Annotated in this window: 11 protein-coding genes, 1 tRNA gene and 1 pseudogene; 6 read left to right on the forward strand and 7 right to left on the reverse strand. The window is 71.3% G+C overall.

Features of this window, described 5'->3' with window-relative positions:
- Positions 1 to 12: 12 nt before the first annotated feature.
- The 4 genes from ACZ6WH_RS20045 to ACZ6WH_RS20060 all read right to left on the reverse strand — a co-directional run bounded on the left by ACZ6WH_RS20045 (position 13) and on the right by ACZ6WH_RS20060 (position 2,728).
- Positions 13 to 843, reverse strand: coding sequence for an MBL fold metallo-hydrolase (locus tag ACZ6WH_RS20045; protein WP_399714773.1), 831 nt, complete (start codon positions 841 to 843; stop codon positions 13 to 15).
- Positions 840 to 1,757 carry an NUDIX hydrolase gene (locus tag ACZ6WH_RS20050; protein ID WP_469729738.1) on the reverse strand — a complete coding sequence of 306 codons (918 nt, stop codon included), beginning with the start codon at positions 1,755 to 1,757 and terminating at the stop codon, positions 840 to 842. The genes ACZ6WH_RS20045 and ACZ6WH_RS20050 overlap by 4 nt, the downstream gene beginning before the upstream one ends.
- Positions 1,758 to 2,105: 348 nt before the next feature.
- Positions 2,106 to 2,570: a RidA family protein gene (locus ACZ6WH_RS20055; protein WP_469729739.1), complete on the reverse strand. Its 465-nt coding sequence runs from the start codon at positions 2,568 to 2,570 to the stop codon at positions 2,106 to 2,108.
- Positions 2,567 to 2,728, reverse strand: a complete 162-nt coding sequence (locus ACZ6WH_RS20060; protein WP_003975360.1) for a DUF4177 domain-containing protein — start codon at positions 2,726 to 2,728, stop codon at positions 2,567 to 2,569. The genes ACZ6WH_RS20055 and ACZ6WH_RS20060 overlap by 4 nt, the downstream gene beginning before the upstream one ends.
- A gap of 161 nt (positions 2,729 to 2,889) precedes the next feature.
- On the opposite strand from ACZ6WH_RS20060, the gene bagA reads away from it, so the two are divergent.
- Together bagA and bagB are read left to right on the forward strand one after the other, a co-directional pair.
- Positions 2,890 to 3,867 carry an ATPase BagA gene (gene bagA, locus ACZ6WH_RS20065; RefSeq protein ID WP_432857348.1) on the forward strand — a complete coding sequence of 326 codons (978 nt, stop codon included), beginning with the start codon at positions 2,890 to 2,892 and terminating at the stop codon, positions 3,865 to 3,867.
- Positions 3,864 to 5,252: an ATPase BagB gene (bagB, locus tag ACZ6WH_RS20070; protein WP_469729740.1), complete on the forward strand. Its 1,389-nt coding sequence runs from the start codon at positions 3,864 to 3,866 to the stop codon at positions 5,250 to 5,252. The genes bagA and bagB overlap by 4 nt, the downstream gene beginning before the upstream one ends.
- A gap of 574 nt (positions 5,253 to 5,826) precedes the next feature.
- Here bagB and ACZ6WH_RS20075 read toward each other — a convergent pair.
- On the reverse strand, positions 5,827 to 6,168 hold the full coding sequence (locus tag ACZ6WH_RS20075; protein ID WP_432857343.1) for a WhiB family transcriptional regulator: 342 nt from the start codon (positions 6,166 to 6,168) through the stop codon (positions 5,827 to 5,829).
- A 599-nt stretch (positions 6,169 to 6,767) separates the two neighbouring features.
- Between ACZ6WH_RS20075 and ACZ6WH_RS20080 the strand changes: the two genes are divergently transcribed.
- The gene (locus ACZ6WH_RS20080) at positions 6,768 to 8,990 is read left to right on the forward strand and encodes a transglycosylase domain-containing protein (protein ID WP_469729741.1); all 2,223 of its coding nucleotides are present in this window, start codon (positions 6,768 to 6,770) and stop codon (positions 8,988 to 8,990) included.
- A gap of 309 nt (positions 8,991 to 9,299) precedes the next feature.
- Here the strand turns inward: ACZ6WH_RS20080 and ACZ6WH_RS20085 are convergent, their stop codons facing one another.
- Positions 9,300 to 9,764: a GatB/YqeY domain-containing protein gene (locus ACZ6WH_RS20085; protein ID WP_469729742.1), complete on the reverse strand. Its 465-nt coding sequence runs from the start codon at positions 9,762 to 9,764 to the stop codon at positions 9,300 to 9,302.
- A gap of 235 nt (positions 9,765 to 9,999) precedes the next feature.
- Here ACZ6WH_RS20085 and ACZ6WH_RS20090 point away from each other — a divergent pair, with 235 nt between their 5' ends.
- The 3 genes from ACZ6WH_RS20090 (at position 10,000) to ACZ6WH_RS20100 (ending at position 12,035) form a co-directional block, all read left to right on the forward strand.
- Positions 10,000 to 10,926 (forward strand): metallophosphoesterase, encoded by a 927-nt coding sequence (locus ACZ6WH_RS20090; protein WP_432857338.1) that lies wholly within the window; start codon positions 10,000 to 10,002, stop codon positions 10,924 to 10,926.
- Between the two features lie 237 nt (positions 10,927 to 11,163).
- A complete protein-coding gene (locus ACZ6WH_RS20095; RefSeq protein WP_469729743.1) occupies positions 11,164 to 11,949 on the forward strand; it encodes a Pr6Pr family membrane protein in 786 nt (261 codons plus the stop codon).
- Positions 11,950 to 11,961: 12 nt separating this feature from the next.
- Positions 11,962 to 12,035: transfer RNA gene (locus ACZ6WH_RS20100), tRNA-Pro, on the forward strand.
- Here ACZ6WH_RS20100 and ACZ6WH_RS20105 read toward each other — a convergent pair.
- Positions 12,017 to 12,760: pseudogene (locus tag ACZ6WH_RS20105) on the reverse strand (hypothetical protein); the annotation flags it as partial. The gene ACZ6WH_RS20100 and the pseudogene ACZ6WH_RS20105 sit on opposite strands and share 19 nt — an antisense overlap.
- Between the last annotated feature and the right edge of the window lie 130 nt (positions 12,761 to 12,890).

The raw sequence follows: 12,890 nt of genomic DNA on the forward strand, positions 1-12,890 counted from the left end.
CTGGACCGTTGGCTAGACCAGCCCGTGCTCCCCCAGGTAGTCCAGCTGCGCCCGTACGGACAGCTCCGCCGCCGGCCACAGGGAACGGTCGACGTCGGCGTACACGTGGGCGACGACGTCGGCGGCCGTACGGTGGCCCGCCTCAACGGCCGTCTCCACCTGGGCGAGCCGCTTGGCCCGGTGCGCGAGGTAGAACTCCACGGCACCCTGCGCGTCGTTCAGCACCGGCCCGTGGCCCGGCAGGACCGTGGTCACGCCGTCGTCGACCGTCAGGGAACGCAGCAGCCGCAGCGAGTCCAGGTAGTCGCCGAGACGGCCGTCCGGGTGCGCCACCACGGTCGTGCCGCGCCCGAGGATCGTGTCCCCGGTCAGCACGGCCGCGTCGGCCGGCAGGTGGAACGAGAGCGAGTCGGCGGTGTGCCCCGGAGTGGGCACGACGCGCAGCTCCAGGCCTCCCGTCGTGATCACGTCCCCGGCGGCCAGGCCCTCGTCCCCGAGGCGGAGCGCGGGGTCCAGGGCCCGTACCGGCGTACGGGTCAGCTCGGCGAAGCGGGCGGCGCCCTCGGCGTGGTCGGGGTGACCGTGGGTGAGCAGGGTGAGCGCGACGCGCCGGCCGGCCCGCTCGACGGTGTCGAGGACCGTCTTCAGGTGGCTCTCGTCCAGCGGCCCCGGGTCGATGACCACGGCGCGGTCGGAGTCCGGCTCGGCGACGATCCAGGTGTTGGTGCCGTCCAGGGTCATCGCGGACGGGTTCGGCGCCAGTACGCAGTACGCGCGGGCGGTCGCGGCGCCGGAGAGGACACCGCCGCGCGGCTGGCCGGGGAGTGCGGCTGCGTCGGTCATGCGGCAGGCCCTTCGGAGGAGCCGGACGCGGTGCCGTCGTGGCCGGCCGCCGCGCCCGAGGGGATGTGTTTGGTGAACTCTTCGTGGCCCGGCCAGCTGAGCACGATCTCCCCCTCGACGAGCTCGGCGCGCGCCAGTACGGGGGTGAGGTCCTGCCGGGCCGCCCCGGCGAGCGCGTCGGCGGCGGTGCCGTACGGCGCCAGGGTGCGCAGCGTGGCGATGGTCGGCGGCATCATCAGCAGCTCGCCGCGGTCGTAGCCGGCCGCCGCCTCGGCGGGCCGGGTCCACACCGTACGGTCGGCCTCCGTGGACGCGTTGCGTGTGCGCTGGCCCTCGGGGAGGGCGGCCACGAAGAACCACGTGTCGTAGCGCCGCGGCTCGAACTCGGGGGTGATCCAGCGCGCCCAGGCCCCCAGCAGGTCGCTCCGGAGCACCAGGCCCCGGCGCTCCAGGAAGTCGGCGAACGACAGCTCACGGGCCACCAGGGCGGCACGGTCGGCCTCCCAGTCGTCCCCGGTGGTGTCGGCGACGACGGTACCGGCCGACGGCCCGGCGAGCAGCACGCCCGCCTCCTCGAAGGTCTCGCGGACCGCCGCGCAGACCACCGCCTGCGCCACGGCCTCCTCGACGCCCAGCCGGGCGGCCCACTCGGCGCGCGAGGGCCCGGCCCAGGCGACCGGCCGCTCGTCCCGGGGGTCGACGGAGCCGCCCGGGTACGCGTACGCGCCGGCCGCGAAGGCCATGGAGGCGCGCCGGCGCAGCATGTGGACGGCCGGGCCCCGGCCGGAGTCGCGCAGGAGCATGACGGTCGCCGCTCTACGGGGCGTGACCGGCGTCAGCTGCCCACTGGCGAGCGCCCGGATCCGGTCCGGCCACTCGGGCGGGTACCACTGGCCATTGGTCGTCGTCGACATGGCCGGATGCTATGCGTTCACGCGCGGATGTTCGAGGGGGCACCGACCCCCCGGGCCTCCCTCGGAGAGGCCGCACGCAAGCACACGAGGGGGCGCCGGGGCGAGGCCCCGAACGCCGCAGGGCCGCGGCCCCGAAGACGCGAGGCACGACGGGCACGAAGCACGACGGACACGAGGGCCCGCGGGCGCGAAGGCGCGAACGGCAGCGGCGGCGAGGGCCCGGCACCGGAGGCCGGCGGGGACGAGCACCCGAAGGGCAGTGGCCCCGTAGACACGAGGGGCGGTACGGATCCGCAGCGTGTGCCGCGGGCCGTACCGCCCCTCGGAGAATGCCGTCCGGCCGGTCGCTCAGTCCGCGATCTCGACCTGGATCTCGACCTCGACCGGCGCGTCGACCGGCAGCACGGCCACGCCCACGGCGGAGCGGGCGTGCACGCCCTTGTCGCCGAGGATCTCGCCGAGCAGCTCGCTCGCACCGTTGATGACGCCGGGCTGACCGGTGAAGTCCGGCGCGGAGGCCACGAAGCCGACGACCTTCACGACCCGGACGATCTTGTCCAGGTCGCCGGTCACGGATTTCACGGCGGCCAGCGCGTTCAGCGCGCAGACGGCGGCCAGCTCCTTGGCCTGGTCGGCACCGACCTCGGCGCCGACCTTGCCGGTGGCCGGCAGCGAGCCGTCCACCATCGGCAGCTGGCCGGAGGTGTACACGTACTTCCCGGTACGCACGGCCGGCTGGTACGCGGCCAGCGGCGGCACCAGGGCGGGGAGCTTCAGGCCGAGCGACTCGATCTTGTCCTCGACCTGGCTCATGCCTGCTTCTCCCGCTTCAGGTAGGCAACCAGCTGCTCGGGGTTGTTCGGGCCGGGCACGACCTGGACCAGCTCCCAGCCGTCCTCGCCCCAGGTGTCCAGAATCTGCTTCGTCGCGTGCACCAGCAGCGGCACGGTCGCGTATTCCCACTTCGTCATGGGGCGAGCGTAATGCCTGTACAGGGTGGCCGAGGACGCGCGTCCGCGGCGCCCCCGTACGCGTCTCCAGGGGGCCCATGGGCGCGCCGCCGACCGAGGCATACGCGACAGGCACGGCGTCTCGTGCGTAGCCGGGAGGCGGACTGGTTAGGCTCCATGGCGTGAGCAGGCTCCATGTCGTCAGCGGCAAGGGCGGTACCGGAAAGACCACGGTCGCCGCCGCCCTCGCCCTCGCCCTGGCCACCGAGGGGCGGCGCACCCTCCTGGTCGAGGTCGAGGGCCGGCAGGGCATTGCCCAGGTGTTCGAGACCGAGGCGCTTCCTTATGAAGAGCGCAAGATCGCTGTCTCCCCAGGAGGCGGCGAGGTGCACGCGCTGGCCATCGATGCCGAGCGCGCGCTGCTGGACTACCTCCAGATGTTCTACAAGCTCGGCGGCGCCGGCCGCGCCCTGAAGAAGCTCGGCGCGATCGACTTCGCCACGACCATCGCGCCGGGACTGCGGGACGTCCTGCTGACCGGCAAGGCCTGCGAGGCCGTCCGCCGCAAGGACAAGCACGGGCGCTTCGTGTACGACGCGGTCGTCATGGACGCGCCGCCCACGGGCCGCATCACGCGCTTCCTGAACGTCAACGACGAGGTGGCGGGGCTCGCGAAGATCGGGCCGATCCACAATCAGGCGCAGGCCGTCATGCGGGTACTGAAGTCGCCCGAGACGGCCGTCCATCTGGTGACGCTGCTGGAGGAGATGCCGGTCCAGGAGACCGTGGACGGCGTCACCGAACTGCGCGCCGCCGGTCTCCCGGTGGGCGGCGTGGTCATCAACATGGTCCGGCCGCCCGTCCTCGACCCCGACGAGGTGGACCTCGCCGCGAACGGCGCCCGCGCGGGCATCGCGGCGGCACTCTCCAGCGCGGGGCTCGGCGGCGCGCGCCGCGGCGGCCGTGCCGAGCGGCTCATCGACCCGCTCCTGGAGCAGGCCCGCGAGCACGCCGAGCGGGTCGCGCTGGAGCGCGCGGAACACACCGAGATCACCGGCCTCGGGCTGCCCACGTACGAACTGGAACAGCTCCCCGAGGGAGTCGACCTCGCGGGGCTCTACCGGCTGGCCCGGGACCTGCGGACACAGGGACCGATATGACATCGGAGTACACGACCTTGGACGCTTCGGCTCCGCATCTGGACGTGGACACGCTGCTCGACGACCCGCAGACCCGCATCATCGTGTGCTGCGGCGCGGGCGGCGTCGGGAAGACCACCACGGCGGCCGCGCTCGGCGTCCGTGCGGCGGAGCGCGGCCGGAGGGCCGTCGTCCTCACCATCGACCCGGCCCGCCGGCTCGCGCAGTCGATGGGCATTTCCGAACTGGACAACGTCCCGCGGCAGGTCAAGGACGTCAGCGGCCCCGAAGGCCGGGGCGAGCTGTACGCGATGATGCTGGACATGAAGCGCACGTTCGACGAGATCGTCGAGGCGCACGCGGACAAGGAGCGGGCCAGGGCGATCCTGGAGAACCCCTTCTACCAGTCCCTGTCGGCCGGGTTCGCCGGTACGCAGGAGTACATGGCCATGGAGAAGCTGGGCCAGCTGCGCTCCCGCGACGAGTGGGACCTGATCATCGTCGACACCCCGCCGAGCCGGTCCGCGCTGGACTTCCTGGACGCGCCCAAGCGGCTGGGGTCCTTCCTGGACGGCAAGTTCATCCGGGTCCTGATGGCGCCCGCGAAGGTCGGCGGCCGGGCCGGAATGAAGTTCCTCAACGTCGGCATGTCGATGATGACCGGCACGCTCAGCAAGCTGATGGGCGGCCAGCTGCTCAAGGACGTACAGACGTTCGTGGCCGCCATGGACACCATGTTCGGCGGCTTCCGCACCCGCGCGGACGCCACGTACCGGCTGCTCCAGGCGCCCGGTACGGCCTTCCTGGTGGTGGCCGCGCCGGAGCGGGACGCGCTGCGCGAGGCGGCGTACTTCGTGGAGCGGCTGGCCGCCGAGCAGATGCCGCTGGCCGGCCTGGTACTGAACCGCGTACACGGCAGCGGGGCCGACCAGTTGAGCGCCGAGCGGGCGCTGGCGGCGGCGGAAGCGCTGACCGACCTGGCCGGAGCCGGGAACTCCGGTTCGGTCGACGAGGAAGCCGCCGAAAATCTTGGCGAGGACGGAATTGTGGATCTCGGAGGCGGGAAGGCTGGATCACGTACCGCCGACGCTTCCTCCCCCACTGCGCCGGCGCTGCACCCGCAAGACCCCTCCGCAACTCCCGAATCGAAGCAGTCCCCCGAGGCCCGGTCGGCCCGTCTGGCCGCAGGCCTGCTGACCCTGCACGCAGAACGGATGCAGGTTCTGGCGCGCGAGCGACGCACCCGCGACCGCTTCACCGCGCTGCACCCGGAAGTACCGGTGGCCGAGATCGCCGCGCTGCCCGGTGACGTCCATGACGTCTCGGGACTGCGCGAGATCGCTGACCGCCTCGCGGCCGGGCACACGGACGAGGCGCACGACGACGCGGCCGACGGCGCGAGCTGACAGCCTGACGCACGCCGATGCTGATGCTGACGGTCTGACGCACGCCGACTCCGTCCATGACCACACGGGCCTGCCCCTTCGGGCGCGTGCCTGTCCGGGCATGCGCCTGCTCGGGCACGCTCCTCGGCCCCAACGGGCATAGAGATGAGCATCCCGGGCACTCGTCGGCACGGACCGATGGCCTACCGGCACGCGGAACCGTCGCGGAGCCACGGAGACCAGGCAGCACGGTGGCAGCGCGGTACGACGGCAGGTCATGCCGATTGGGAGACGAGCAGGGAGAGCTCGCGTAGGCGCACGCAGAGAACCGACACGGCAGCGCACCCCGGCACGGCATCGGCTCAGGCACGGGCAGCGTGGCGCGACGGGGCGCATCCCACGCCGACCTCCGTGCGACGGTGCACGACGGCAGCCGAAGCCACCGTCACGTGCCGCACCTCACCGCGCTCATGCACGCGGCGATCGCGCACCGACCCAAGCGCCGGCGGCCATGCCGCAATCAGCGCTCACCCTGTCCGGCCGGTCCTGCGCCGGGTGTTCATTTCCCGGCGGACGCCGGGCACCACCGGCCGGCTCAGCCGACCGCGGCGAAGTTGTCGTACTCCACTTCTTCGTCGCAGTCCACGAGGATTCCCGCGCTGCGTTCGTATTCCGTACGAGCCGTCTCCAGCAGCCGACGCCACGAGGTGACGGTCGGGCGGCGGCGCAGCAACGCCCTCCGCTCCCGCTCCGTCATCCCGCCCCACACGCCGAATTCGACGCGGTTGTCCAAGGCATCGGCAAGGCACTCGGTTCGCACGGGGCATCCGGTGCAGACCGCCTTGGCGCGGTTCTGGGCTGCCCCTTGAACGAACAGCTCATCCGGATCGGTCGTGCGGCAGGCTGCCTGTGCACTCCAGTCGGTTACCCAGCTCATGCTGGCGCCGTCCTCTCCCGAATCGAGGCTCCCCCACGGCGGCAAGCGGCATATTCACCGTTGCCAGTTGAGGACGTTACGGAAGGCAGGCAGGGCGCAACACCCCCTTCGGGCCCAATCTTGAATGGTCCGAACGGACTATGCGTATGCGGCAGATCACCCAACGGAGTGAGCGCGGGGCATACGTCGCTTTTCTGGCAGGCCAGGACAGTTCAGGGTGTTTCACACGAGCCACGAACGAGCGCGGACGACGCGTACGGGCGATCCGGCCACCGGCCCCGCGACACAAAGCGGCGATGTGCTGGTGCGGAACCACGTTCGAGTGACAGGCGTGAACAGAGTATGCGAACAGATGCGCCCCTGTCCGGTGATTGAGAACCTACGCGCCTCACGTTGCCGGGGCATCACGACGAACTGCCCGCACGGTGAAGCCGTACCCCCTCACCGTCGAACAGTCCCTCCTCGGTCCGGGACGGCCCACCGTTACTCCTTATGGCATAGCCCACCCGGGCGCCCCCGATGTCACGATCCGGTACTCGAACATCCCGGGAGGCACCCGCTGCCTCGGAACGTCCTTGCCAACGGATTAGGGTGCTTTCATGGGTAAGAAGCGCGACGGTGGCGGCCTCACCGCAACCCAGCAGGCCGCGAAGTTCCTCGGCGTGAGCGTCCTGGCCGGAGCCGTACTGGCGGGCCTGGCACTCCCCGCCGCCGGCGCGCTGGGCCTCGCCGCCAAGGGGACGGTCGAGGGGTTCGACGAGATCCCGTCCAATATGAAGACGCCACCGCTGAGCCAGCGGACGACGATCCTGGACGCCGACGGCGGCGAGATCGCCAAGGTCTACTTCCGCAACCGCACGGTGGTGGACCTGAAGGACGTCTCCCCGTACATGCAGAAGGCGATCGTCGCCATCGAGGACTCGCGCTTCTATCAGCACGGCGCGGTCGACATGAAGGGCATCCTGCGCGCGGTCAACAAGAACGCGCAGTCCGGCGGGGTCTCGCAGGGCGCCTCGACGCTCACGCAGCAGTACGTGAAGAACGTCTTCGTCGAGGAGGCGGGCAACGACCAGGACAAGGTCGCGGAGGCCACCCAGCAGACCATCGGCCGCAAGGTCCGCGAGCTGAAGTACGCGATCCAGGTCGAGAAGGAGCTGGGCAAGAAGAAGATCCTGCAGAACTACCTGAACATCACCTTCTTCGGGCAGCAGGCGTACGGCGTCGAGGCCGCGGCCCAGCGCTACTTCAGCAAGCCCGCCAAGGACCTCGACCTGGCCGAGTCCGCGCTGCTGGCCGGCATCGTCCAGTCGCCGAGCCGGTACGACCCGGTCAACGACCCCGAAGAGGCCACCAAGCGGCGCAACACCGTGCTCCAGCGGATGGCCGACGTCCACGACATCACCCGGGCGCAGGCCGCCGAGGCCGCGAAGAAGCCGATCGAGCTGCACGTCAGCACCCCGCGCAACGGCTGCATCACCGCCGTCGACGGGGCCGGCTTCTTCTGCGACTACGTCCGCGAGGCGTTCCTGAACGATCCGGTCTTCGGCAAGACGGCCAAGGCCCGGCTGGCCCGGTGGCAGCGCGGCGGCATGACGATCCGTACGACGCTGGACCCGCAGGCCCAGAAGGCCGTGCAGAAGTCGGTGAGCGATCACGTGTACGACTCGGACCCGGTCGCCACGGCGGCGGCGCTGGTCGAGCCGGGCAGCGGCAAGATCCGCGGCATGGGCCAGTCCCGGCCGTACGGCTTCAAGGCGCACCAGACCCAGATGAACCTGTCGGTGGACGGTGACATGGGCGGCGGCGCCGGTTACCAGCCCGGCTCGACCTTCAAGCCGGTGATCGCGGCGGCCGCGCTGGAGCAGGGCGTCAGCCCGAACAAGGTCTATCCCTCCCCGTACCGCATGCAGTACCCGAGCCCGGTCTCCACCTGCAAGGGCATGTGGAACGGCAGCGCTCCGGTGGAGAACGAGAACCGCAGCGAGAAGGGCCCGTACGGCATGAAGGAGGCGACCGCGAAGTCGGTCAACACCTACTTCGTGTCGCTGATCAGCGACGTCGGCATCTGCCCGGTCACGAAGATGGCCGACAAGATGGGCATCAAGCGCGCCGACGGCAAGGACATCGACCAGGTCCCGTCGATCACCCTGGGCACCCAGGAGATGTCGCCGCTGACCATGGCCGCGGGGTACGCCGCGTTCGCCAACCGCGGCGAGTACTGCACGCCGGTCGCCATCGAGTCGATCACCGGTCCGAACGGCAAGGCGATGAAGGTCCCGCAGACCAGCTGCCGCCGGGCCATGTCGGAGAAGACGGCCGACACCATAAACACCCTCCTGCAGGGCGTCGTCGAGGACGGCACCGGCAAGGAGGCCGGGCTCAACAGCCGGCCGAGCGCCGGCAAGACCGGTACGACGGACGGCCGTTACGCCGCCTGGTTCGTGGGCTACACCCCGAACATGGCGGGCGCGGTGTGGGTCGGCGACCCCGAGCACAAGCGGCGGATGGTCGACATCACCATCGGCGGCCGCCCGCACGACAAGGTCTTCGGTGGCGAGGTACCGGGTCCGATCTGGCGGGACGCGATGGCCGGGGCGCTCGCGGGCAAGCCCGCGCCGGGCTTCCACACGGTGCCGATCCGCAGCCCCAAGGACAAGAAGAAGAACCGCGCCAAGCCGCCGGCCCGTACGGACGACAACAAGCCCGGCGGGGGCGGCGTCGACCTCCCCGACCTGCCGGACCTGCCCGACGTCATAGGGGGCGGCGACGGCGGCGGCTGGAACTGGCCGGGCGGCGGGAACGGCCGGGGACACAACACGTGACCCACAGCCGCCCGTAGGCGTAGCGCCCGGGCCACGAAGCACGGATCACGCGAAAACGCAGCACGCGAAAAGGGGCGCCCCTCTCCGGAGGGGCGCCCCTTCGCGCATCCGTACGCGGCCGGATTCGCGTACCCGTACGCGGTCAGCCCCACGTATCCGTACGCGTTCCGTCCCGCCTATGCGTACGCGGTCAGCCCCGCCTACCCGTACGCGGCCGGCTTCGCGTATCCGTACGCGGTCAGTCCCGCCTATGCGTACGCGGTCAGCCCCGCCCATCCGTACGCGGTCAGCCCGCCGACGCCTGCCTGGTCAGCCCGCCAGCAGCTTCTTCACCGTGGCGGCCACCCGGCCGCCCTCGGCACGGCCCGCGACCTTCGGGTTCACGATCTTCATGACCGCGCCCATGGCCTTCGGGCCCTCGGCGCCGTTGCCGACGGCCTCCGCCACCGCCTCGGCGACGATGTTCTCCAGCTCCGCGTCGGTGAGCTGCTTGGGGAGGTAGTCGGCGAGCACCTCGCCCTCGGCCTTCTCCCGCGCGGCCTGCTCGGTCCGGCCGCCCTTGTCGAACGCCTCGGCGGCCTCGCGGCGCTTCTTCGCCTCGCGCGCGATGATCTTCTCGACCTCGCCGTCCGACAGTTCGCGGGCCTCGGTCCCCGCGACCTCCTCCTTCTGGATCGCGGTGATCGTGAGGCGGAGGGTGGAGGAGCGCAGCTCGTCGCGCGCCTTGATCGCTGCGGTGAGGTCGTCCTGCAGCTTCGTCTTGAGCGTGGTCATGACCCAAGTTTGCCAGGGCCCGCCCGCTACCGCGCGGAGTTATCGGGCCGGAACGGCTCCCCGGCCCCGGCGAGCCCGGCCGCCGGAACCCGCCCGCCGCCGGGCGCGTACCCGGCCCATGCCCGACGCGTACCCGGCGTGAGACCCGGCCCGCGCCCGGCGCGAGCCCCGTACGACAGCATGATCATCCCTCCCCGTGATGCCTCCGTGCCCCGCTCTCTGCCACGATGGGGCCATGCGCGCGCGATACGGAGTACCCCTTTCCCTCACGGCGGTCGGCGCGGCCGGCATCGCCTACGCCGCCGGCATCGAGGCCCGGTCCTTCCGGCTCCGCCGGGTGACGATCCCCGTACTGCCGCGCGGCATGCGGCCGTTGCGGGTGCTGCAGGTGTCGGACATCCACATGGTCAGCGGGCAGCACAAGAAGCGACGCTGGCTGCAGTCCCTGGCCGGCCTCCGCCCCGACTTCGTCGTCAACACCGGTGACAACCTCTCCGACCCCGAAGGGGTGCCGGAGGTGCTGGACGCGCTGGGCCCGCTGATGGAGTTCCCCGGTACGTACGTGTTCGGCTCGAACGACTACTACGGGCCGAAGCTGCGCAATCCCGCCCGTTACCTGATCGAGAAGGTCCAGGGCCGGCACGGACTCAACGGCAACGCGCCCGTCGTCGGCGCCATCCACAACCCGTGGGAAGAGCTGCGGGACGCCTTCGACACGGCGGGCTGGGTCGGCCTCTCCAACACCCGCGGCCGGCTGAAGCTCGACGGCTTCGAGATCGCGCTGACCGGTCTGGACGACCCGCACATCAAGCGCGACCGGTACGCCGAGGTGGCCGGCGGCCCCGAGGACGACGCCGATCTCTCGCTCGCCGTCGTGCACGCCCCGTACCTGCGCTCGCTGGACGCCTTCACCGCCGACGGCTACCCGCTGATCCTCGCCGGGCACACCCACGGCGGCCAGCTGTGCATCCCCTTCTACGGCGCCCTGGTCACCAACTGCGACCTGGACACCGGCCGCGTGAAGGGCCTGTCCACCCACACCGCCGGCGAGCACACCTCCTACCTGCACGTCTCCGCGGGCTGCGGCACCAACCGCTACACCCCCGTCCGCTTCGCCTGCCCGCCCGAGGCGACCCTGCTGACGCTGACGGAACGCGCCTAGCCGCCGCCCGGTTCCACCGAACCCGGGGCCCGCGCGCACCACCAACCGGCACGCGCAGGCCCCGGCCCCCGCCCGGACTCCGCGTCGACCCCCGCCTCGGAATCCGCCCCGGACTCGTCCCGACATCCGCCCCGGCATCCGCCTAGGCACCCGCCTCGGAAACCTCAGGTTCCGCTTCCAGGCCCGCGCCGCCCCGATCCGCTCCCGATCCCCGCGCATCCCGTCTAGCGTGGGGGGATGATCGACCCGACCCGGTCCGACCCCACCCGTTCCTCGCACTACGCGACCGGCCCGGCCGGCGCCTCGGCGCTCACCCCGTCCTCGGCGGTCGCGCCGCACGGCCCCCGCCCGCTCGCCGCCGTCCTCCGGCTGCTGATCGCCGCGGCCGCCGCCACCGGCATCGTCCTGGAGATCACCCTCGCCACGGACCTGCCCCGGCTGGCGTCCTATTTCACGATCCAGAGCAACGCGGCGCTGGCCGTCTGCGCCACGTGGTCGGCCTACCGGACCGCCACCGGCCGCCGCCCCGTCTCGCCCCGGATCACCGGCGCCGTGGTGCTCTACATGGTGATCACCGGCCTCGTGTACCACGTCGTCCTGGCCGGCGACGCGACCCACTTCGCCATGACCGGCACCGCGGCGCGCGGCACCACCGGCACGGTCGCCAACCACCTCCTGCACACCGTGACGCCCCTGGCCGCCGTACTGGACTGGCTCTTCCTGACCACCCCGCGCCACTTCCGCCTGCGCCACACCTGGCAGTGGCTGGCGTACCCGCTCCTCTACCTGGCCTTCGCCCTGGTCCGCGGCGCCCTGATCACCCCCGGCACGGCCGGCCGCTACCCGTACCCCTTCCTGGACGTCGAGATCCACGGGTACGTCGGGGTCCTGCTCCACGCCGTCCTCTACGGTCTGGCCTTCTTCGCCCTCGCCCTGGCCCTCCTCGCAATCGACCAGTTCAGGCCCGCTCCCCCGCGCCCCGGATACCGGATTTCACGTTCGCGGATCGGTCCGCTAAAGTAGAGCTCGTTGCTTCGGGGTGTAGCGCAGCTTGGCAGCGCGCTTCGTTCGGGACGAAGAGGTCGTGGGTTCAAATCCCGCCACCCCGACTGAAGAAACACCAGGTCAGCCCTGGCCTTCCGGTAGGAAGGCCAGGGCTGAGTGGTTTCCGGAGTCCTGTTGAGGGACATCCGGGAGAAGATCTTGGAATCCGTCTCCCGGCGGCCCACTGCCGACGGCCCGTCAGGCGCTGCTGGAGGAGATCATTCAGCGCGGCCACGGGTGAGGTAGAACACATCGCCAGCCGCGCATCGAGCGCCGTTTCCCACTCCGCGGTCAGCCCCGCAATCAGGTCCTCGCGCATCTGCCGCGTGATGTGGGTGTGCCGAGCCTGAACCGACCCGTCCAGATGCCCCATCCGCTCTTCCATGCGCGTCTTGTGCGTGTGCCGGAGCCCGTGAGGTGTCAGTGCCTTGGCTATCGGCAGCCAACAGGCGTCAGCCCGCCCTTGGGCGCCCCTCCCCCGCGCCGGAACGCCCGGCCACGGGTCACCGAGCAGCGGAACGGGACGAGCCTCCTGCGGCGCCTTCTTCGGATACCAGCCGGAGGCGGCCGGGCCGGTTGAGACACCGGCGCGTCTCGCCACATCGATGACTTTCGCTCCGGTCTCCCCAGTTCGCGAGACTCCCTGACCGCGAAAGACGTACGTGCCTCCGTGACAGGGACAGGGACAGGGACAGGGCGTGGGCTTCGTGCGCGCTACGTGCTTCGACGGCAGACTCACGAGCCAGGGCGGCGCGTTGATCGTGCGGTAGCTGTCGTCCTTCGGTGGGCAATGGCCTGCCCCCGTAGCCAGCGGTTTTGCCCCCTCCGGGAGTGGCAGAAGGTAGAGCACACCTGCAGGCCTCGGCCCTGCCGACGGCCAGGGTGAGCATGTCGGATTGTCGTCCGAGCCGTCGGTCCGG

It is taken from the genome of Streptomyces sp. NPDC050806, assembly GCF_055586425.1.

Bases quoted from the DNA above. Each gene is read 5' to 3' on its own strand.
- bagB (WP_469729740.1), top strand. From the start codon at position 3,864: ATGACATCGGAGTACACGACCTTGGACGCTTCGGCTCCGCATCTGGAC.
- ACZ6WH_RS20060 (WP_003975360.1), bottom strand. From the start codon at position 2,728: ATGACGAAGTGGGAATACGCGACCGTGCCGCTGCTGGTGCACGCGACG.
- ACZ6WH_RS20075 (WP_432857343.1), bottom strand. From the start codon at position 6,168: ATGAGCTGGGTAACCGACTGGAGTGCACAGGCAGCCTGCCGCACGACC.
- ACZ6WH_RS20085 (WP_469729742.1), bottom strand. From the start codon at position 9,764: ATGACCACGCTCAAGACGAAGCTGCAGGACGACCTCACCGCAGCGATC.
- ACZ6WH_RS20055 (WP_469729739.1), bottom strand. From the start codon at position 2,570: ATGAGCCAGGTCGAGGACAAGATCGAGTCGCTCGGCCTGAAGCTCCCC.
- ACZ6WH_RS20045 (WP_399714773.1), bottom strand. From the start codon at position 843: ATGACCGACGCAGCCGCACTCCCCGGCCAGCCGCGCGGCGGTGTCCTC.
- ACZ6WH_RS20090 (WP_432857338.1), top strand. From the start codon at position 10,000: ATGCGCGCGCGATACGGAGTACCCCTTTCCCTCACGGCGGTCGGCGCG.
- ACZ6WH_RS20095 (WP_469729743.1), top strand. From the start codon at position 11,164: ATGATCGACCCGACCCGGTCCGACCCCACCCGTTCCTCGCACTACGCG.
- ACZ6WH_RS20080 (WP_469729741.1), top strand. From the start codon at position 6,768: ATGGGTAAGAAGCGCGACGGTGGCGGCCTCACCGCAACCCAGCAGGCC.
- ACZ6WH_RS20050 (WP_469729738.1), bottom strand. From the start codon at position 1,757: ATGTCGACGACGACCAATGGCCAGTGGTACCCGCCCGAGTGGCCGGAC.